An 18,338-nucleotide genomic window follows, 5' to 3' on the forward strand; every position below is an offset into this window, starting at 1 on the left:
AGCCGGGCTGTTCTCCCCGCAGCGCTCACTCCGTGAAGTCTTCCTCGGGCTCGGGTGCCCAGCCCGGCTTGTTGTGCGGGTCGAGCTCCGGCGGCACATGCGGATGCGGCACATCCGGGCGGGCCATGTTGCGCGAGGCCAGGGCGGCGCGCAGCTGGTAAACGTAGGCCAGCACCTGGGCCACGGCACCGAACAGCGCGGCGGGGATCTCGTGGTCGACCTTGGCATGGGCGTAGAGGGCGCGGGCCAGCACCGGCTGCTGCAGCACCGGCACCTTGCTCTCCTTGGCCAGGTCGCGGATCTTCATGGCCAGCAGGTCGGCGCCCTTGGCGATGACCTTGGGCGCGGCCATCTTGCCTTCCTCGTACTTCAGCGCGACGGCATAGTGGGTCGGGTTCATGACCACCAGGTCGGCCTGCGGCACGGCGGCCAGCATGCGGCGCTTGGCCATGTCGCGCATGATGGCGCGCATCTTGGCCTTGATCTCGAGGTTGCCTTCAACCTCCTTCATTTCCTGCTTGACCTCTTCGCGGCTCATGCGCATGCGGCGCAGCCAGAGCTGACGCTGCAGCGGCACGTCGATGGCGGCAAACACCGCCAGCGCCACAGCCAGCAGGCCCAGGCCCCCCATCAGCTGCTGGCCCGCGTAGGCCAGGGCGGACGGCAACGGCACGGACATGATGCCGACATAGGCCGCCAGGCGGTCCTTCAGCACCATGGCGCCGACGATGCCCAGCACCAGGGCCAGCAGCACGGCCTTCAGGGCCGAGCCGAACCCCTGGCCGGTGAACAAGCGGCCCAGGCCGGCGAGGGGGTTGAGATGGCTGAACTTGGGCGCCAGCGGCTTCATCGTCCAGTTCCAGCCGCCGCTGGCCAGGTTGCTGGCGATGCCGACGATCACCAGCACGGCGGCGATCGGTCCCATGACGGCGGCGAAGGCCAGCGTCATCTCGACCAGCCGCTCACCCATGAACCCCTTTTGGGCCAGCAGGCGCGCATCGAAGTGCAGGCCGTTGATCAGCATCTGGCGCAGCTTCTCGACAATCTGCGGCGCGCCCACCGACAGCACGGCGCCGCCGGCGACCATCATGGCGAAATGCGGCAGGTCGCGCGAGCGCGGCAACTGGCCCTCGGCCCGGGACCTTTCGATCTTCTTGGGCGAGGCGGGTAAGTTGCGATCTTGTGCGTCGTGGTCGGCCATGGTGGTGCTGCAGCTGAACCGAATTGTTCGAGGCAGCCGCTGAAACTTGAGCGAGAAAAGCAGGGTGGATGCCCGGCTAATCCCAGCCGGGCCGCAGCGCGCCGGACCAGGTGTGCAGGATTGCCGCCGCCAGGGTGGCGAGGCCGGCGCGGCTCACGCTAATCTCGGGCCGTGCCCCGCTCTGCCCGCCTGCTCACGCTGTTGGCCGCGTCCTGCGCCGGCGCAGCCCTGGCCCAGGCGGAACCGTTGGCCATCGAGTACCGCGACAAGCCGCCCTACAGCTACACGGTGGACGGCAAGCCGGCCGGCTTCCTGATGGAGCGCACCGCCAAGCTGCTCAAGCGCGCCGGCATCGAGGCCCGTTATGCCGAGGTGCCGATCCGCCGCACGCTTCAGAATCTGCAGGCCAACCTGGCGGCGCTGTGTTCACCGGGCCTGTACAAGAACCCCGAGCGCGAGGCCTTTGCCCGCTTCTCCCTGCCCATCCACCGCGACCGGCCGCATGTCGTGCTGGCCCATGCCAGCGTCGCGRCACAGATCCGCGCCATCCCGCGCGTCGCCCAGCTTTTTGCCGATGCTTCGCTGCAACCCGGCGTTCTGGATGGTGTGTCTTACGGCCCGCAGCTGGACCAGTTCCTCGCCACGGCGGCCAAGCCGCCCTTGCGCGCCCAGCTGGCGCCACTGCAGCTGGCGCGCATGGTGGGAGTCCGCCGCGCCGACTACATGCTGATCGACGAGGAAGACCTGAACTGGCTGCGCAAGGACCCCGAATTCGCCCCCCTGCCCCTGGTGCGCGTCGAGTTCGCCGACATGCCGCGCGGGGAACTTCGCTACCTGGCCTGCTCCCTGCAGGTCAAGTCACAGACGCTGGACAAGCTCAATCAGGCCATCCGCGAGCTGCCGCCCGAAGCGCAGGCCGACTGAGGCGCCAAAGAGAAAAGCCGGGCGGCCCTGGCGCGTTCAGAAGCGCTGGCGGAACCCCAGCGTGATGGGCACGGCGTCGGTACGGGCGCCACTGGCATCGCTGGCGCGAAGATAGTCCCAGCTCAATTCCAGCGTCGCGGTTTCGGTGGTGCGCCAGCCGATGGAAAAGCCCAGCGTGGGCCGCACGTCATGCTTGGTGCTGCCGCCGGCAGAAGCATTGACGAAGGCGGCGCCGGCGCGCCAGGTGGCCTCGACATGCTGCCCCCACCGCACGGCCCAGGCGCCGCCCAGTACGGCAGCACGGAAATGTGCCGAGGTGGCCGGGCCGTAGAAGTCGGCGCCGAAATTTGCCTTGCCGAAGTCCACGTACCAAGCCTCGACGGCGGAGACGCCGAAGCGGTAGCCGGCGCCGACCTTGATGGAGGTGGCACTGCCTTTGCGGCAGCGGCAGAGGATGAAGCCGGGTTCGGACTCATAGTGGGTGCCACCGACGGCAACGTCGCCGTACCAACCGATGCGCGAGTCCGGCGCACTGGATTGAGCCTGGGCCAGCGGTGATGCGACGGCCAGCATGGCGGCCGCCAGGGCGACAGCCCCCTGTTTGATTCGGATCATTTGACTTCCCTGATGTTGTTGATGCCCGCCCGTCTGCGGGCGCGGCGGCGTTTGTAGCAGAAGCCTGCCGCCCACCCAGCGAGCGGCATCACCCATTTCGGGACAAGAAAAAGCCCGCCGAATGGCGGGCTTGATGCGGGGCGCGCGAAGCGCTTCAGAAGCCGAGACTGGCCAGCAGATCGTCGACCTCGCCCTGGTTCGTGACGACGTCGGTACGACCCTCGGCGTTGACGACCGGGCCCTGCAGGATGGTCGGGTCGACCTTCTCGCGCTGCTCGGGCGGCACGACCTGCACCAGCAGCTTGACGAGGCTGTCTTCCAGGTCGTTGGCCAGCTTCACGACCTTGGCCACCACCTGGCCGGTCAGGTCATGGAAGTCCTGGGCCAGCATGATGTCCGTCAGATGGCCGTCAATGCTCGCGGTGCGGTTCTCGACATCCTTGACGAAGTTCATCACGGCGCCACTGGCAACGGCGCGCACAGGGTCGGCAACGATGGCAGCAGCCAATTCCTTGGTCGCCCGGCTGATGCCGGCGTGCTCGCCCTTGGCCTGGTCGACGGAGTTCAGCACCTTTTCGGCGGCGGCGGCGGTCTTCTCCGCGATGTAGCTCAGGCGGCTGCGCGCATCGGGCAGGCCGTCGGTGGCCACCTGCAGCTTGGGCATGACGCCCAGGCGCTGCATGGTGTCGTGCAGCGTGCGCGTGATGGTGCCAAGTTGCTGAAAGACTTCGGGCGAGACGAGCAGCGGCTCCTGGGCCTTGCCCAACTGCTCCAGTTGATCCATCGACATGACAGTCCCCTTTTGGTGTTGTCAGGCCGCGGCGGCCAGCTTCTGCATGATCTTGAGGACTTTTTCTTCCAGCGTCGCCTTGGTGAAAGGCTTGACGATGTAGCCCGCAGCACCCGACTGGGCGGCCAGCACGATGTCTTCCTTGCGCGCCTCAGCGGTGACCATCAGCACGGGCAGGTGCTTGAGGTTGGGGTCTTCCTTGATGGCCTTCAGCAACTCGAAGCCCGTCATGTTGGGCATGTTGATGTCGCTGACGACGAAATCGAACTTGGCGCCCTTGAGCATGTTCAACGCCTCGACGCCGTCCTCGGCCTCTTCGCAGTTGTTGTAGCCAATCTCCTTGAGCAGGCCGCGCACGATGCGGCGCATGGTGGAGAAGTCGTCGACGACCAGGAATTTCATATCAGTGCTCATGGCGATCCTCTCTCGGGTGCAGGCGGTATTTCAGGGTCAGCACGCAGTCTAGTTTCTAGCGAGCCGGCGCCGACGATTGAGTTTGCGGCATTTTTCCGTTCTGCGGCACTTGCGTGGACTCGGTCTGCGCAGGCGCTGCGTCGGCTTCGGGCTCGTCGGGCACGTTCTTCAGCACGGCGTCTTCGGCGTCGCGGTTCATGACGATGATGCTGATGCGCCGGTTCAGCGCGCCGTTGGGGTCCTTGGCGTCGAGCAGCTTGCTGGCGGCCAGGCCTTGCACGCGCAGCATGCGCGCCTCCGACAGCCCGCCCGCGACGAGCTCACGGCGCGAGGCATTGGCGCGGTCGGCCGACAACTCCCAGTTGCTGTAGCCCTTGTCGCCGCCGGGGAAGGCCTGGGCGTCGGTATGCCCCTCCACCGTCAGGCGGTTGGGCACCTCGGTCAGCACGCTGCCGAGCTCGCGCAGCAGTTCACGCATATAGGGCTTCACGACGGCACTGCCACTGTCGAACATCGGCCGGTTGCCCTCGTCGACGATCTGGATGCGCAGGCCTTCCTTGGTCATGTCCAGGCGGATCTGACCGCCTAAAGCGGCGAGCTTGGGGTTCTCGGCCAGCACTTCCTCGACCTTGGTCTTGAGCTGCTCCAGCCGCGCCTTCTCGGCCTTGCGCTGTTCTTCCTTCAGCGCACGCAAGGTGTAGCTGGCGCGCTTGGCGGCGCTCTCGCCTTCCTTGACCTGGCCGGTCTCGCGCGTGAGGTCCTTGCCGCCGCCGCGGATGACGCTGGAGGAGTCCCCCGAGCCCGAGCCGCCCAGCATCGCCACCTTCAGGGGCGACTGGAAGAAGTCGGCAATGCCCTTCTTGTCGCCCTCGGTCGTGGAACCGAGCAGCCACATCAGCAGGAAGAACGCCATCATGGCCGTGACGAAGTCGGCATACGCGATCTTCCACGCACCGCCATGCACCGCATGGCCGCCCTTCTTCACCTTTTTGATGATGATGGGCTGTAACTTCTTTGCGTCGCCAGCCATCAGACGGTCTCCGTGTTTCCGGCGCGCGAAGCGCCGCCACCCTCAAGCGGCAGCCGTGGAACTGGCTTTGCCAGGCCACTGGGTGCGCCCCCCTGGGGGGGAGCGCCGAAGGCGCTTCGGGGGGGGGTCATTTCTTCTTGACGTGACCTTCGAGTTCGGTGAACGACGGGCGGTCGCCAGAGAACAGCACCTTGCGGCCGAATTCGATGGCCACCTGGGGCGCATAGCCCTGCATGCTGGCCAGCAGCGTCGTCTTGATGCACTGGAATTCCTTACCGGCGTCCTCGACCTTTTGTTCCAGCAGGCCGGCCAGCGGCTCGGCGAAGCCGTAGGCCAGCAGGATGCCCAGGAAGGTGCCGACCAGGGCCGAGCCGATCATGCCGCCGAGCACTGCCGGCGGCTGACCGACCGAGCCCATGGTGTTCACGACGCCCAGCACGGCGGCCACGATGCCGAAGGCCGGCAGGCCGCCCGCCAGGCGCTGCAGCGCGGCAACCGCCGCATGCTCTTCCTGGTGGTGGGTCTCGATCTCGCTGTCCATCAGCGACTCGATCTCGTGGGCGTTCAGGTTGCCCGACACCATCATGCGCAGGTAGTCGGTGATGAATTCGGTGACATGGTGGTCGTTGCCCACCGTCGCGTACTTCTGGAACAGCGGGCTGTTGTGCGGGTCCTCGACGTCCTTTTCGATGGACATCAGGCCTTCCTTGCGCGCCTTCTGCAGGATGTCGTACATCAGCGCCAGCAGCTCCATGTAGCGGGCCTTGCTGTATTTGCTGCCCTTGAAGCAAAGCCCCAAGCCGGCGGCCGTCGCCTTGACGACCTTCATCTGGTTGTTGGCCAGGAAGGCGCCGATGGCCGCGCCGAAGATGGTGATCATCTCGAAGGGCAAGGCGTGCAGGATGACGCCGATGTTCCCGCCGTGAGCGATGAACACGCCGAAGATGCAGACCATGGAAATGGCCCAGCCGATGATGACGAACATGCGCGGTTGAGTTTGGGGTGTTCAGGCCATATCGGCCCGGAGCCGGGGGGCTTGAGCAAGTATGCCGCGCGTCAGTTGCGGCAGTACTTTCAATTGGGCCCCTTTGAGACGGCTTTCCCTACAGTTGCATACAACCATACGGGTTGCCCACCCGGCAGCTGCCAGTTGGCCACGGGCACCACATCGGGCACGGCAAAGTCCAGGCTGACCAGCCAGGATCCCGGCGCCTGCTCGGCGCAGGCCTTCGCCCAGACACGAGGCATGGACTCGGGCCGCTGGAAGACATAGACCAGGGCGAACGGCGCCCAGTCGTCGGCCCACAGGTCGCCCTGGCGCACCATGGCGCCGCGCACGCGCCAGCGCGCCAGCAAGGCCAGGGGCCGGCTCCATTCGACGCCCTCGACGCGGGCTTGTGGGTAGACGTGCAGCAATTCACGCAGGCCATCGCCGACACCGCAGCCGGCGTCCAGCACGCGCGCACCCGGCGACAGGGGCGCCAGTGCCGGCAAACGGGCCAGCGCGCCGCGGGGGGTCGGGAACAGGGGAGCCTCGCTCCAGGTCCGGCGCGGGTAGAGCCACCACAGCAGCGCCAGTGGCACCAGCCACAGCAAGCCCGAAGCCTCACCCTGCCAGCCCAGGGCCAGCACGGACACCGGGAAGCCCAGGGCGACGATCAGGCGGCGCCAGCGCTCGCCATTCAGCCAACCCAAGGCTGCGGCGACGGCTGCACCCAGCGCCAAGGCCGGGCCGGGTGACAGGCCGGCAAAAAGCGCGGCCGCATAAATGAACCAGGCCGCCAGCCAGCTCAGCAGAGCGGGCAGCGGCCAGCGAGCAATCCACATACCCGAGAGGGTAGCGGAGTGTGAGTTAGTGCATCTGGATGGAACCCTGCGCGCGGCCCTTGCCAGCGCGTGCGGGCGGGTTGCACAGGCCGCAGACGAAATGGCGGGCGATCTCGTGCGGGTGGGTGACGAACTGGCCATTGCACTTGGCGCACTTGGTCAGGGTCAGCATGCCGTTGTCGACGAACTTGACCAGGCGCCAGGCACGCGTGACCGACAGCATGGCTTCCAGGCCCTGGGCCGTCGTCTGCTCCTGGTAGAGCTGGTAGGCCTTGATGACGGTGTCGATCTCGTCCATCTCCGCGGCCTTGTTCAGGTACTCGTGGATGTTCAGGAAGAGGCTGGCGTGGATGTTGGGCTGCCAGGTCATGAACCAGTCGGTCGAGAAGGGCAACTGGCCCTTGGACGGCGACTTGCCGCTCACTTCCTTATAGAGGCGCAGCAGACGCTCGTAGGACAGATCGGTTTCCGACTCCAGCACCTGCAGGCGGGCACCGAGATGGATCAGCTGAACGGCACGGTCGATCTGCTTGGCTTCGGTGAGGATGCTTTTGACGCGCATGGTGTGGCTCCGGAATCAGTAAGGGCGGTTCTAGATCAGGCGTGCTCGTGGCGGCCGGCGATCAGGATGGAGGCGTGCAGGCGGCTGACGCTCTCGTTCGCACCGGGCTTGCTGTGGTTGGTCAGCAGGCCCCACACCAGGTCGTCGCTCATGCGGAAGGCGCACAGCAGCGTGTTGCCGGAAGCGATCTTCATGATCTGCGCCGGGCTCAGCGTGCCAATCAGCGTGGCCGTGTCCTCGCTGATGCCCAGGCGGTACAGGGCCTGTTCGCGGTCGGCGCGGATCAGGCTCTGGGCCAGCATCAGGTAGGACAGGTTGGCTTCACGGATCTCGGCGAGCATTTGGTCGGTGTTCATGGCGGCTTCCGTCAGAGGTGATGGGGTGTTGCGGATCAGTGAAACGGATTGTGTTGACCCCTCTTCTTTCGCGATATCAGGCTGCGTCGGTGCGCCACGTCACCTTTTCTGGAAGGTCTTGTCAGCCAAATTCCTACAGCCGCGTCGGGCTTGCCGGCGCCCAAAAACCAAGGCCCCGGCAGCTCGCGCTGGCCGGGGCCTTGAAGGTGTGAAATTAGTCGCGTCAGTCGCGCTGCAAGCGGTGCAATTCCATCATGGCGACCGGCATCAGTTCTGGTGACTCGGCTCGCAGGCTGTCAGCGCCGGGGCCCGACTGCAGCGCAGTCAGCACCTCGATCGCCCGCTTCTTCTCACCGCGGCCGGACAACGCAAAGCCCAGGGTGTACAGGCTGGGGCCGTGATCGGGCTGGATCTTCAGCGCGCGCTCGGCACTGGCGGCGGCCTGGTCGTGGCGGCCGGCCACGAGCAGCAGCGCACCCATGTCGGCCAGCAGCTCGTGGCTCATGGGTTCGTCGGCCAGGGCGTCCTGCAGGATGCCCAGGCCCTGGCCCAGGTTGCCCCGGGCGGCCTCGGCAAAGGCAGCATTGCGGGCGCGGGCCAGCAGCATCAGGGGTTCCTCCAACGGCGCAGCGGCGGTGGGAAGGTGAACAGCTTTTTGACGGGTCGAGGCGGACAAGGCGGGCATCGCAGGCTCCAGTCCGGCGTGCGGGTTCGGCCGGGATGGAGCGGACTTTAGGCAGGCCTCAGACGACCGATCCAACGAAAAGGCAGGCCCGAGCAGGCCAAAAAATCTTCATCCGGCTGATCCGATGAACAAGGCTTTGCAGATGCCTCTGTTCAAAAGATCACGCCCCTTGACAAAAGCGACTCAAGAAACGTGTCGGCCCGTCCGATAGCCATTGCAACGGCGCCGGCAACGGTTCCGTGGTCCGGCTGGAAAGCCGAGGCGATGTCCAAAGCTCAGGCGGCGGACGAGCTTCAACGGTTGACTGGCGTCGGGCGTAGCCACAAGGGCTTGCCTATTAGTTAGTAAGGCGAGTCTGCGTGGGCAGCACGGGTGCCTCACCCGGGCACTCGGGTCTTCGCCGGCGCTTTGCCGGGTCATCTCTAGCTAAAAGGAAGCGCATCATGCCCGCAGTTATCAATACCAACCTGCTGTCGCTCAACGCGCAGCGCAATGCCAGCTCCGCACAAAGCTCGCTGGCCACCTCCATGCAACGTCTGTCGTCCGGCCTGCGGGTGAACTCCGCACGTGACGACGCCGCCGGCCTGGCCATCGCGGAACGCATGAATTCCCAGGTCAAGGGAATGAATGTCGCCATCCGTAACGCCAACGACGGTATTTCGCTGTCGCAGACGGCTGAAGGCGCCTTGGGCAAAGTCAACGACATGCTGCAGCGCATGCGTGAACTGGCCGTGCAGTCCGCCAACGGCACCAACAACACCGACGACCGCACCGCGCTGAACAACGAGTTCACGCAGTTGCAGAGCGAAATCACCCGCCTGAGCACCAACACGACCTTCAACGGCCAGGCGGTGCTGACCAACACGACGTCGTTCAACTTCCAGGTCGGTGCCAACGCGACGGCCAACGACACCATCACCATCAGCGGCCAGAACATGCTGGGCACCACCACGGCAGTCGGCAAGAACGACGGCGCCCTGGCTGAAGTGGCCAACACGACCAACACCGACATCTCGAACGTGGGCGCGGCCGGCACCGGCGCGACCTTCGATGCCTACACCGGCACCGGCACCAAGGGCGCCCTGGATTCGATCGCCAAGATCGACCAGGCCATCGCCCAGGTCAACGTGGCCCGTTCGACCTTCGGCGCCGCCCAGAACCGCTTTGACGCCGTGATCGAAAGCCTGGGCACCGCGGTCGAAAACCAGTCCGCCGCCCGCAGCCGCATCATGGATGCCGACTACGCCATGGAAACCGCCAACCTGAGCCGCGCGCAGATCCTGCAGCAGGCGGGTACGGCCATGATTGCCCAAGCCAACCAGCAACCGCAGCAAGTGCTGTCGCTTCTTCGATGATCCTGGGCCAGCCTCGACGCTGGCCCTGAGCTCCGACGCGACAGCCGTCGTCGTCGACCCCCGAGGGCAAAGCCCGCCAGCTCAAGCACCTTAAAAGGCCGCCAATCACCCCGCAATTCGCGAGATTGAGCGGCCCGTTTTACAAAGGATCACTCTCAAGCGTTCCCCCGACCGGTCCGATAACGGTTTCAACGGGTCCCAGCTCGTCAGCCCAAGCAACAGGCCACAAGGCCCCATGCGCCGGCTGCCCAGGACTCGGATTCAACCTATTGGCACTGAAAGGAACGCGCCATGTCCGCAATCATCAACACCAACCTCGCCTCGCTGAACGCTCAGCGCAACACGTCCGCCTCGCAGGGCTCGCTGATGGTCAGCATGCAGCGTCTCTCGTCGGGCCTGCGTGTCAACTCGGCCAAGGACGACGCCGCTGGCCTGGCCATCGCCGAACGCATGAACACCCAGGTGCGCGGCATGAGCGTGGCCATCCGCAACGCCAACGATGGCATCTCCTTTGCGCAGACCGCTGAAGGCGCGCTGGGCAAGATCGGCGACATGCTGCAGCGCATGCGTGAACTGGCCGTTCAATCAGCCAACGGCACGAACAACATCGACGACCGCACTGCGCTGAACAATGAATTCTCGCTGCTGCAGTCCGAAATCACGCGCCTGTCCAGCAACACCAACTTCAACGGCAACTCCATCCTGACGGGCTCCGCAGCCACCACCTTCCAGGTGGGCGCCAACGCGACGGCCAACGACACCATCACGATCACCGGTGCCGACATCCTGAATGCCGCCACCGCTGCCAGCACCAACCAGGGCGCCCTGGCCGAGGTCACCAACACGACCAACACCGACATCCTGCTGGTCGGCGCGGCCGGTACCGGCGCCACCTTCGATCTCTACACCGGCACAGGCACCAAAGGTGCGCTGGACTCGGTCGCCAAGATCGACCAGGCGCTGTCCCAGGTGAACACGGCCCGCTCCACCTTCGGTGCCGCCCAGAACCGCTTCGACGCCGTCATCTCCAGCCTGCAGGTGTCGGTGGAAAGCCAGTCGGCCGCGCGCAGCCGCATCATGGACGCTGACTACGCCAGCGAAACCGCCAATCTGAGCCGTGCGCAGATCCTGCAGCAGGCCGGCACGGCGATGATCTCGCAGGCCAACCAACTGCCCCAGCAGGTGCTGACGCTGCTGCGCGGCGGCTGATAGAAGCAAGGCCGCCGGCGGTGGGGCACCGCCGGCACGGGCTTGAGAAGCGTTGAACAACGCTTCCTTAATAGCCGTGGTTTTGACCGTTGTTCGCAGGTTTGACCTGCGCAGGGCACCAACACAATTCACTCCATCGCGTCGCTGACTTCTGCGGCGCGGACACCGGAATCAACCGGGCTGTTGCAGGAGTGCTTAAATGCCCCAGACGATCAATACCAACATCGCATCGATGAACGCGCAGCGGAACCTGAACAGTTCCCAAGGGCTGCTGGCGGTGTCGATGCAGCGCCTGTCTTCTGGCATGCGTGTGAATTCCGCCAAGGACGACGCCGCCGGTCTGGCGATCGCCGAACGGATGAACACCCAGGTCCGTGGCATGTCGGTTGCCATGCGCAATGCCAATGACGGCATCTCGCTGGCGCAGACGGCTGAAGGCTCGCTCGGCAAGGTTGGCGACATGCTGCAACGCATGCGTGAACTGGCCGTGCAGGCTGCCAACGGCACCAACAACGTGCAGGACCGCGCGGCGCTGAACAACGAGTTCACGCAGCTGCAGACCGAAGTGGGGCGGCTGATCCGCAATACCAACTTCAACGGTTCGCAGATCCTGACCGGCGCGGCGACCTCGTTCACGTTCCAGGTCGGCGCCAACGCCACGGTGGATGACCAGATCGTCATCACCCAAAGCGACATCCTGACGACGACCCTGGGAACCAGCGGCACGCCCAACGGCAACGACGGCGCCCTGGAAGCTGCCATCAACAGCACCAAGATCAACATTCTTGGCGCCTCCGGCAGCGGCACAGGGGGCGTACCGCCGACCGCGGCGGTGGATTTCTCCGCCGCTGGCGCGCCGCCCGCCCTGACGGGCGCCAACGGCGACGAAGGTGACCCGTCGGTGGCCGTCCAGTTCCTGGACTTCGCCCTCGCCCAGGTCAATCTGGCTCGCTCCACCTACGGTGCGACGCAGAACCGCTTCGACTCGGTGATCGCCAACCTGCAGGTCGCCGTCGAGAACCAGACCGCAGCCCGCTCGCGCATCATGGATGCCGACTACGCCCAGGAAACGTCCAACATGTCGCGGGCACAGATCCTGCAACAGGCTGGCAACGCCATGGTCGCTCAGGCCAACCAGCTGCCGCAGCAGGTGCTGCAACTGCTCAAGGGCTGAGTCGCCCGCCGCACCCAAAAACGCCGGGATCCGCGTGTCGGAAGTCCCGGCGTTGTCATTTCAGCGCCGGTCCCGCGAAAGTTTTCCTAAAGTTCGCCACCGGCATGCCGAAGGCGTTACGGAACGGGTCTTAACAGGAAAGGGCTATGGCCACCATCTCATCGCTCGGTATCGGCAGTGGTCTTGATGTCGAGAGCCTGGTCAGCAAGCTGATGTCGATCGAGCAGCAGCCGATCAACAACATCAAGCAGGCTTCTGCCAGGCTTCAGACCAAGATCTCCGCTTACGGCCAGCTGCAGTCGGCCGTATCCAGCATGCAGACGGCCGCTCAGAAGCTGTCCGACGCCAGCCTGTGGAACGCTTCCACGGTCAGCGTGTCGGACACCTCGGTCGCCACCGTCAGCGCCAGCAGCGCGGGCAGCCAGAACCATCTGCTCAAGGTCAGCCAGCTGGCCTCGGCCCAGTCTGTGGCCAGCCGCATCTTTACTGGTGGCAGCGAAACCCTGGGTGACGGCACCCTGACCATCGCCCTGGGCCGTTGGGCCGGTGACCCGCCGGTCTTCACCGCCGGCAGCGGCACGCCCGCCGCCATCACCGTCAGTGCGACCGACACGCTGTCCAGCATCCGCGACAAGATCAACGCCGCCAATGTCGGTGTCAACGCCAGCCTGGTGAACGACGCGGCCGGCACGCGCCTGGTCATCCGGTCGCTGAGCACCGGCGAGAACCAGGCCTTCCAGATCACGAGCCCCGATGCCGCCCTGGCCGACCTGACCTACGATCCCGGCAGCGGCGCAGGCATGGCCCAGACCCAGGCCGCCAGCAATGCCCAGTTCAACTGGGACGGGCTGGACCTGACCTCCGAAAGCAACACGCTGACCGGCATCACCGACGGCATGAGCGTGACCCTGCTCAAGACGACGGCCAGCGCCATCAGCATCGGCACCAGCAACGACACGACCAGCATCAAGAAGGCGATCACGGATTTCGCAGACTCCTACAACAAGCTGCTCAACCTGATGCGCGACCAGACCAAGTACGACGCCGGCACCAAGACCGCCGGTGTGCTTCAGGGCGACAGCAAGGCAGTTTCCGTGCAACAGATGCTGCGCGGCATCACCGGCGGCAGCACGACACTCGCCGGCGCCTTCGGCCGCCTGGCCGACATCGGCCTGGAGCCCGGCCAGAACGGCACGCTGACGGTCAACTCGACGAAGCTCGACAAGGCGCTGACCAATCTCACGGACTTGAAGAAGCTGTTCGCCGCGCCGGACGCCGCCACGCCGCGCAACCGGGGCTTCGCTCTGCAATGGAACACCTTTGCCACCCAGATCCTGGGCACGGACGGTGCCATCACCAACGGCCAGAGCAGCCTGCAAAAGCGCATCGCCAGCAACGACGCCACGATCGACCACATGCAGGACTCGCTGACATTGACCGAAAAGCGCCTGCGCGCGCAGTACAGCGCGCTGGACACCAAGATGAGCCAGCTCAGCGCGCTGTCGTCCTATGTCAACAAGCAGTTCGGCAGCACCTCGTCGAGCTGAGCCCGTGAAGAATTGCAAACAAGGCGCCTTAGGGCGCCTTTTTCGTGCCGCCAGCGGGGGTTGGTCGCCTCAAGTTCCCCGGCCGGGCGCCGAAATTTGAAGGTATCCAGCCCAGAGAGCCCCCATGTACGGATCCTCCTCCCCGTTTGCTTCCCGAGCTCACCGCGCCGGCTCCGCCTACGGCAAGGTCGGCGTCGAGACCGATGTCCTCAGCGCCAGCCCGCACCGCCTCGTCGCCCTGCTGTTCGACGGCGTCATGGAAGGCATGAACATGGCTCTGGCCGCGATCCAGGCAGGCAACACGCCGGTCAAGAACAACTCACTGTGCCGCTGTGTGCGCATCCTGGACGAAGGTCTCAAGGCTGCCCTCAACCTCGAATCCACCCCGCTGGCCCACGACCTGCGCGACCTTTACGCGTATCTGTGCATGCGGCTGACCCAAGCCAACCTGCACAGCGACGTCGCTGCCATCGAGGAGTGCAAGCGTCTGCTGGCGCCAGTACGTGACGCCTGGCAAGCCATCGCCGACAACCCCGCAGTGCGCCCTCCCAGGGCCGCCTGATCCGCGCATTCCGCCCCGCCCTGCTCACGCTTTCCGGTACGCCCCCATGAATTCCGAACTGCTCAACTATTACGAGGCCATCGAACAAGCCAGCGCCGACATGCTGTCAGCTGCCCGCACCGGCAACTGGGATGAAGTCGTCAAGCTCGAAGGTGCCTGCGTGCTGCTGATCTCGCAGCTCAAGTCCGCCGCCAACCAATCCCAGCTGGCCCCGAGTGAATCGGCGCTGAAGACCCGCATCATGCAGCGCATCCTGCTCAATGACGCCGAGATCCGCCATCTGGCCGAACCCTGGCTGGAAGACCTGGATCATGTGATGAAGGGCAAGAGCAGGATGGTGCATTGAGCCCCTCGTCCGGTCTCGCCCTGCTGAACGCGGGCGAGTCCAGCCGGTCCCCCGAGGGGACGGCGATGCTTGCGGCGTCGAGCCGCAAGCACATCGCCCAAGGCGGGCCGGCTAGGGGCGGCCCGGCGCTCGGCCCGCAAAACCAACCCGCGCAGCTACCATCCTGGCATGAGCGCCCCTGAACCCACCTCCGAGGAACTGCGCGTCGCCTCCACTGCCGAGATCGCGGCGTATCTGCAGCAACTGCAGCGCGAGAATTCCGGCGTGCTGCTGAGCGGCCCCCAGGGCCAGAGCCTGTCCAGCCGCATCGTCGCGCTGGACGCCGACGCCGACCTCATCGGCCTGGAGATCGGCACCGATCCCGACGGCATCAGCCAGGCCCTGGTGGCCGAGGGCGAGATCACCGCCGTCGCCTACCTCGGCGCCATCAAGCTGCAATTCGAACTCGAGGGCCCCGTCCTCGTCAGCGGCGAACAGGGCACGGTGCTGYGCAGCGCGCTGCCAGCCCGCCTGTACCGCTTCCAGCGCCGTCAGTCCTTCCGCGTGCAACCGGCCGGCAGTGCCTATCCGCGCATCGTGCTGCCTGGCGCCGAGCAACCCGGCCGCGCACTGCGCGTGCTGGACCTCAGCATCGGCGGCCTCGCGCTGGCCCTGCCGTCGGATTTCAGCCCCCTGCCCGTGGGCGAGGTCAGCGACGGCCTGGTGCTCGAGCTGGATCGCATCAGCGCCCTGCGCGTCACCCTGCTGCCCCACCATGTCAGCCCCATCGCCGGCGATACGAGCGGCATGCAGCAGCTGGGATGCTCCTTCGTCGACCTCGATGCCAACGCCGGCCGCTCGCTGCAGGTCTATGTGGACCAGACGCAAAAGCGCCGTCGCCTGCTGAAGCTGGATCCATGAACGCGGCCGGCGGACGGGCTGAGCGCAGGGCCGCTCCCAAGCCAGCCCGCGTTCCCTCGGGGGACCGGTGCGCGTACTCGCGCGCCGAGGGGCAAGGTTTCACGCTTCTCGAGGTGGTTTTCGTGCTGGCCGTGCTGGGCATCATCCTGTCGGCGGCCGTGCCCAGCTACGCGAGTTATCTGGCCCGCCAGCGCCTGCGCCACGTGGCCGAGATGCTGGAGCAGGACCTGCGCCGCGCCCGCGGCCTGAGCGTGGACGAGGGCCGCAACATCTATGTCAGCTTCAGCAGTGGCGCGCAATGGTGCTGGGGCACCAGCCGCACCGCGCCCTGCGACTGCGCCACAGGCGTGCCGCGCTGCGAGCTCGGCGCCATCAACTCCCGCGAGCACAAAGGCACGCTGCTGCAGTCTGGCCAGAGCGTCACCTTCCAGGCCGGCATGGGCCGGGCGCTGGAATGGACGCGCATCGGCATCTCCAACGACCGCAACCAGCAGCTGTATCTGGACTTGAACCCGTTGGGCCGGCCAGCGATCTGCGGAGCAGACGCACGAAAAGGCGCCTGCTGAGTGGTGCACATCGCCAAGYCGGGCCGGCTCGGGAGCGGCCCAGCGCTCGGCCCGAAAGCCGCTAGATCTGCATGTTCATGATCTCGGAGTAGGCCGAGACCAGGCGGTTCCTGACCTGCAGCGTGGCCTGGAAGCCGATCTGCGCCTTCTGCATCGAGACCATGGTCTCTTCAAGGCTGACGGTCGGGTTGTCCAGTTGCACCTCGCGCTGCAGGCGGGCGGCCTCGTTCTGCGAGGCGCTGACATTCTTCAGCGCCTGCGTCATCGCGTCGCCGAAGCTGGCGCCTGACGTGGCGGCCGGCTTGGGCGCTAGCGGCGTGCCATTGACCGCCAGGCCCGCTCGGGCGGCGGCCTGTGCAAAGTCGAAGGGGCGCAACTTCATGTCCATGGGGCAGGACTTTGGCAGCAAGTCACGCGCACTAAGGGCGGAGATGCGCGGGCTCAGTCGGCCACTTCGGCGCTTTCTTTAGGGGCCTGGCACGAATAATTTGCGCCATCGCCGGATTCCCCGGCCCCCGCTGTACTCGCCCATCCGATGGACAACGCCCTGAGCGCCTCTGCTGCTGCCGCCCCGGTGATGATCACCCCGATCACCGCCCAGCCCAACTTCGTGCAGCGCTTGAACGGCCTGCCGCTGCGCAGCAAGCTGACCATGGGCGCCGGCCTGGCCGCCCTGGCCGGCGCCGTGCTGGCCATCACGCTCTGGTCCAGCCAGGGCGACTACCGCCCGCTGTTCAGCGGCCTGGCCGACAAGGACGGTGGTGCCGTCATCGGCCAACTGGCTGCCCTGCAGGTGCCCTACAAGCATGAGGCAGGCGGCACCATCCTCGTGCCCGCCGGCCAGGTTTACGAGCTGCGCATGAAGCTGGCGGCGATGGGCCTGCCCAAGGGCGGCACCGGCAACGCCGTCGGCTTCGAGCTGATGGACAAGTCCAGCATCGGCCAGACCCAGTTCAACGAACGCCTGAACTTCCAACGCGGTCTGGAAGGCGAGCTGACACGCACCATCACCGCCATGTCGGACGTGGCCGATGCCCGCGTGCACCTGGCCATCCCGCAGCAGAACGGCTTCTTCCGCGAGCAGCAAAAGCCCAGCGCCTCCGTCGTGCTGACCCTGCGCGGCGGCCGCACGCTGGATCGCAACCAGATCGCCGGCATCGTGCACCTCGTCTCCAGTGCCGTGCCCGAGCTCAATCCCAAGGCCGTCAGCGTACTGGACCAGACCGGCGCCCTGATCTCCCAGACCGGCGCGGACACCGCCACCGGACTCGACAGCCAGCAGCTCCTTTACAAGCAGCAGGTCGAAGCCGGCTTCAACAAGCGCATCTTCGAATTGCTGGAGCCCGTTGTCGGGCGCGACAACCTGCGCTCCTCCGTCACTGCCGACGTGGACTTCTCACAGACCGAGGCCACCGCCGAGGAGTACCGCCCCAACCAGGGCCCGAACGCTCAGGCTGCGGTGCGCTCCAGCCAGAGCAACGAGAGCAACAACGCCAGCAACGCCACGCCCACCGGCGTACCCGGTGCTGCCACCAACCAGCCGCCTGTGCCGGCCACCGCCCCGGTCAACGGCGCCAGCGCCCCGCTGCAGGCCGCTCAAGGAGCGGGAGCTGGCGGCAACAGCCGTCGCGAACAGGTCACCAACTACGAGGTCGACAAGACCGTACGCGTCACGCGCGGCGCGGTCGGCAACGTCAAGCGCCTGAACGCGGCCATCGTCGTCAACCACCGCTCGGTGACCGATGCCAAGGGCAAGACGACACAGCAGCCCGTGCCGGCTGAAGAGATCACGCGCCTGACCGACCTCGTCAAGGAAGCCATGGGCTTCAACACCGAGCGCGGCGACTCGGTCAAGGTCATCAGTGCGCCCTTCGTCGTCGACAAGACCGAACCGGCCGATGTGCCGATCTGGAAGCAACCCTGGCTGCTGGACGTTGCCCGCAGCGCCATCGTGCCGCTGGCCTTCGTCGCCATCGCGCTGATCGCCGTCTTCGGCATGATCCGCCCCRCCATCAAGGCCGCGGCGCCGCAGCCGCCCGAGGACAAGGCCGAGACGGTGGATGAAGTCGTCGATGACGAAGAGCTGCTGCCTGGGGGCGCCGGCATGCCGCGCCTTGAAGCGCCGATTCATAACGAAAAACTCGAGCGTGCCCGCGCCCTGGCCCGCGACAATCCGGTAGCGGTCGCCAACATCATGCGCGACTGGATGGCGGGCGAGACCGCCGCGTGAAAATGAACCCCTCGTCCAAGGCGTACCTTGGCCGGTCCCCCGAGG

General features: G+C 66.0%; 21 protein-coding genes. 10 read left to right on the forward strand and 11 right to left on the reverse strand.

Features of this window, described 5'->3' with window-relative positions; translation table 11 throughout:
- Positions 1–25: 25 nt before the first annotated feature.
- Positions 26–1,201: a flagellar biosynthesis protein FlhB gene (flhB, locus tag ACXJKM_RS18470; protein WP_457354249.1), complete on the reverse strand. Its 1,176-nt coding sequence runs from the start codon at positions 1,199–1,201 to the stop codon at positions 26–28.
- Between the two features lie 171 nt (positions 1,202–1,372).
- Here flhB and ACXJKM_RS18475 point away from each other — a divergent pair, with 171 nt between their 5' ends.
- Positions 1,373–2,125 carry a substrate-binding periplasmic protein gene (locus ACXJKM_RS18475; RefSeq protein WP_457354251.1) on the forward strand — a complete coding sequence of 251 codons (753 nt, stop codon included), beginning with the start codon at positions 1,373–1,375 and terminating at the stop codon, positions 2,123–2,125.
- Between the two features lie 36 nt (positions 2,126–2,161).
- On the opposite strand, the gene ACXJKM_RS18480 is transcribed toward ACXJKM_RS18475, so the two are convergent.
- The 9 genes from ACXJKM_RS18480 to ACXJKM_RS18520 all read right to left on the reverse strand — a co-directional run bounded on the left by ACXJKM_RS18480 (position 2,162) and on the right by ACXJKM_RS18520 (position 8,326).
- Entirely contained in the window at positions 2,162–2,740 is a 579-nt protein-coding gene (locus ACXJKM_RS18480) for a hypothetical protein (protein ID WP_457354252.1), read from the reverse strand.
- A gap of 154 nt (positions 2,741–2,894) precedes the next feature.
- Entirely contained in the window at positions 2,895–3,524 is a 630-nt protein-coding gene (locus ACXJKM_RS18485; protein ID WP_157255979.1) for a protein phosphatase CheZ, read from the reverse strand.
- A 27-nt stretch (positions 3,525–3,551) separates the two neighbouring features.
- Entirely contained in the window at positions 3,552–3,944 is a 393-nt protein-coding gene (gene cheY, locus ACXJKM_RS18490) for a chemotaxis response regulator CheY (RefSeq protein WP_056199225.1), read from the reverse strand.
- 55 nt (positions 3,945–3,999) lie between these two features.
- Positions 4,000–4,974: a flagellar motor protein MotB gene (motB, locus tag ACXJKM_RS18495; protein WP_056199229.1), complete on the reverse strand. Its 975-nt coding sequence runs from the start codon at positions 4,972–4,974 to the stop codon at positions 4,000–4,002.
- Positions 4,975–5,101: 127 nt separating this feature from the next.
- Entirely contained in the window at positions 5,102–5,959 is an 858-nt protein-coding gene (motA, locus tag ACXJKM_RS18500; protein ID WP_457354255.1) for a flagellar motor stator protein MotA, read from the reverse strand.
- A gap of 89 nt (positions 5,960–6,048) precedes the next feature.
- Positions 6,049–6,801, reverse strand: coding sequence for a class I SAM-dependent methyltransferase (locus ACXJKM_RS18505; protein WP_457354257.1), 753 nt, complete (start codon positions 6,799–6,801; stop codon positions 6,049–6,051).
- Positions 6,802–6,826: 25 nt separating this feature from the next.
- Complete coding sequence (gene flhC, locus ACXJKM_RS18510) at positions 6,827–7,363, reverse strand: flagellar transcriptional regulator FlhC (protein ID WP_056199239.1); 537 nt, start codon at positions 7,361–7,363, stop codon at positions 6,827–6,829.
- A gap of 35 nt (positions 7,364–7,398) precedes the next feature.
- Positions 7,399–7,719 carry a flagellar transcriptional regulator FlhD gene (gene flhD / locus ACXJKM_RS18515; RefSeq protein WP_056199242.1) on the reverse strand — a complete coding sequence of 107 codons (321 nt, stop codon included), beginning with the start codon at positions 7,717–7,719 and terminating at the stop codon, positions 7,399–7,401.
- A gap of 223 nt (positions 7,720–7,942) precedes the next feature.
- Complete coding sequence (locus tag ACXJKM_RS18520; RefSeq protein WP_457323263.1) at positions 7,943–8,326, reverse strand: tetratricopeptide repeat protein; 384 nt, start codon at positions 8,324–8,326, stop codon at positions 7,943–7,945.
- A gap of 521 nt (positions 8,327–8,847) precedes the next feature.
- On the opposite strand from ACXJKM_RS18520, the gene ACXJKM_RS18525 reads away from it, so the two are divergent.
- The 8 genes from ACXJKM_RS18525 to ACXJKM_RS18560 all read left to right on the forward strand — a co-directional run bounded on the left by ACXJKM_RS18525 (position 8,848) and on the right by ACXJKM_RS18560 (position 16,063).
- Complete coding sequence (locus tag ACXJKM_RS18525) at positions 8,848–9,759, forward strand: flagellin N-terminal helical domain-containing protein (RefSeq protein ID WP_056199247.1); 912 nt, start codon at positions 8,848–8,850, stop codon at positions 9,757–9,759.
- Positions 9,760–10,050: 291 nt separating this feature from the next.
- Positions 10,051–10,968 (forward strand): flagellin N-terminal helical domain-containing protein, encoded by a 918-nt coding sequence (locus tag ACXJKM_RS18530; RefSeq protein ID WP_056199250.1) that lies wholly within the window; start codon positions 10,051–10,053, stop codon positions 10,966–10,968.
- 199 nt (positions 10,969–11,167) lie between these two features.
- Positions 11,168–12,142 (forward strand): flagellin N-terminal helical domain-containing protein, encoded by a 975-nt coding sequence (locus tag ACXJKM_RS18535; RefSeq protein WP_056199253.1) that lies wholly within the window; start codon positions 11,168–11,170, stop codon positions 12,140–12,142.
- A 146-nt stretch (positions 12,143–12,288) separates the two neighbouring features.
- Positions 12,289–13,689, forward strand: a complete 1,401-nt coding sequence (gene fliD, locus ACXJKM_RS18540) for a flagellar filament capping protein FliD (RefSeq protein WP_056199256.1) — start codon at positions 12,289–12,291, stop codon at positions 13,687–13,689.
- A gap of 124 nt (positions 13,690–13,813) precedes the next feature.
- A complete protein-coding gene (fliS, locus tag ACXJKM_RS18545) occupies positions 13,814–14,251 on the forward strand; it encodes a flagellar export chaperone FliS (protein WP_056199259.1) in 438 nt (145 codons plus the stop codon).
- Between the two features lie 46 nt (positions 14,252–14,297).
- Positions 14,298–14,597 (forward strand): flagellar protein FliT, encoded by a 300-nt coding sequence (locus tag ACXJKM_RS18550; RefSeq protein WP_056199261.1) that lies wholly within the window; start codon positions 14,298–14,300, stop codon positions 14,595–14,597.
- Positions 14,598–14,765: 168 nt separating this feature from the next.
- Positions 14,766–15,497 (forward strand): flagellar brake protein, encoded by a 732-nt coding sequence (locus tag ACXJKM_RS18555; protein WP_457354259.1) that lies wholly within the window; start codon positions 14,766–14,768, stop codon positions 15,495–15,497.
- Complete coding sequence (locus tag ACXJKM_RS18560) at positions 15,494–16,063, forward strand: pilus assembly FimT family protein (RefSeq protein ID WP_268795266.1); 570 nt, start codon at positions 15,494–15,496, stop codon at positions 16,061–16,063. The genes ACXJKM_RS18555 and ACXJKM_RS18560 overlap by 4 nt, the downstream gene beginning before the upstream one ends.
- Before the next feature lie 61 nt (positions 16,064–16,124).
- Here the strand turns inward: ACXJKM_RS18560 and fliE are convergent, their stop codons facing one another.
- The gene (gene fliE / locus ACXJKM_RS18565; protein ID WP_056199272.1) at positions 16,125–16,451 is read right to left on the reverse strand and encodes a flagellar hook-basal body complex protein FliE; all 327 of its coding nucleotides are present in this window, start codon (positions 16,449–16,451) and stop codon (positions 16,125–16,127) included.
- 189 nt (positions 16,452–16,640) lie between these two features.
- On the opposite strand from fliE, the gene fliF reads away from it, so the two are divergent.
- A complete protein-coding gene (gene fliF / locus ACXJKM_RS18570) occupies positions 16,641–18,293 on the forward strand; it encodes a flagellar basal-body MS-ring/collar protein FliF (RefSeq protein ID WP_457354262.1) in 1,653 nt (550 codons plus the stop codon).
- The last annotated feature ends 45 nt before the right edge of the window (positions 18,294–18,338 follow it).

This window comes from Roseateles sp. P5_D6 (assembly GCF_054049415.1).

Excerpts from the sequence above, each read along its gene's own strand:
- ACXJKM_RS18535 (WP_056199253.1), top strand. The coding sequence starts at position 11,168 with ATGCCCCAGACGATCAATACCAACATCGCATCGATGAACGCGCAGCGG.
- ACXJKM_RS18560 (WP_268795266.1), top strand. The coding sequence starts at position 15,494 with ATGAACGCGGCCGGCGGACGGGCTGAGCGCAGGGCCGCTCCCAAGCCA.
- ACXJKM_RS18550 (WP_056199261.1), top strand. The coding sequence starts at position 14,298 with ATGAATTCCGAACTGCTCAACTATTACGAGGCCATCGAACAAGCCAGC.
- motB (WP_056199229.1), bottom strand. The coding sequence starts at position 4,974 with ATGGCTGGCGACGCAAAGAAGTTACAGCCCATCATCATCAAAAAGGTG.
- ACXJKM_RS18520 (WP_457323263.1), bottom strand. The coding sequence starts at position 8,326 with ATGCTGCTGGCCCGCGCCCGCAATGCTGCCTTTGCCGAGGCCGCCCGG.
- ACXJKM_RS18480 (WP_457354252.1), bottom strand. The coding sequence starts at position 2,740 with ATGATCCGAATCAAACAGGGGGCTGTCGCCCTGGCGGCCGCCATGCTG.
- cheY (WP_056199225.1), bottom strand. The coding sequence starts at position 3,944 with ATGAGCACTGATATGAAATTCCTGGTCGTCGACGACTTCTCCACCATG.
- fliS (WP_056199259.1), top strand. The coding sequence starts at position 13,814 with ATGTACGGATCCTCCTCCCCGTTTGCTTCCCGAGCTCACCGCGCCGGC.
- ACXJKM_RS18505 (WP_457354257.1), bottom strand. The coding sequence starts at position 6,801 with ATGTGGATTGCTCGCTGGCCGCTGCCCGCTCTGCTGAGCTGGCTGGCG.
- ACXJKM_RS18530 (WP_056199250.1), top strand. The coding sequence starts at position 10,051 with ATGTCCGCAATCATCAACACCAACCTCGCCTCGCTGAACGCTCAGCGC.
- motA (WP_457354255.1), bottom strand. The coding sequence starts at position 5,959 with ATGTTCGTCATCATCGGCTGGGCCATTTCCATGGTCTGCATCTTCGGC.
- flhC (WP_056199239.1), bottom strand. The coding sequence starts at position 7,363 with ATGCGCGTCAAAAGCATCCTCACCGAAGCCAAGCAGATCGACCGTGCC.
- flhB (WP_457354249.1), bottom strand. The coding sequence starts at position 1,201 with ATGGCCGACCACGACGCACAAGATCGCAACTTACCCGCCTCGCCCAAG.
- fliE (WP_056199272.1), bottom strand. The coding sequence starts at position 16,451 with ATGGACATGAAGTTGCGCCCCTTCGACTTTGCACAGGCCGCCGCCCGA.
- ACXJKM_RS18525 (WP_056199247.1), top strand. The coding sequence starts at position 8,848 with ATGCCCGCAGTTATCAATACCAACCTGCTGTCGCTCAACGCGCAGCGC.
- flhD (WP_056199242.1), bottom strand. The coding sequence starts at position 7,719 with ATGAACACCGACCAAATGCTCGCCGAGATCCGTGAAGCCAACCTGTCC.
- fliD (WP_056199256.1), top strand. The coding sequence starts at position 12,289 with ATGGCCACCATCTCATCGCTCGGTATCGGCAGTGGTCTTGATGTCGAG.
- ACXJKM_RS18485 (WP_157255979.1), bottom strand. The coding sequence starts at position 3,524 with ATGGATCAACTGGAGCAGTTGGGCAAGGCCCAGGAGCCGCTGCTCGTC.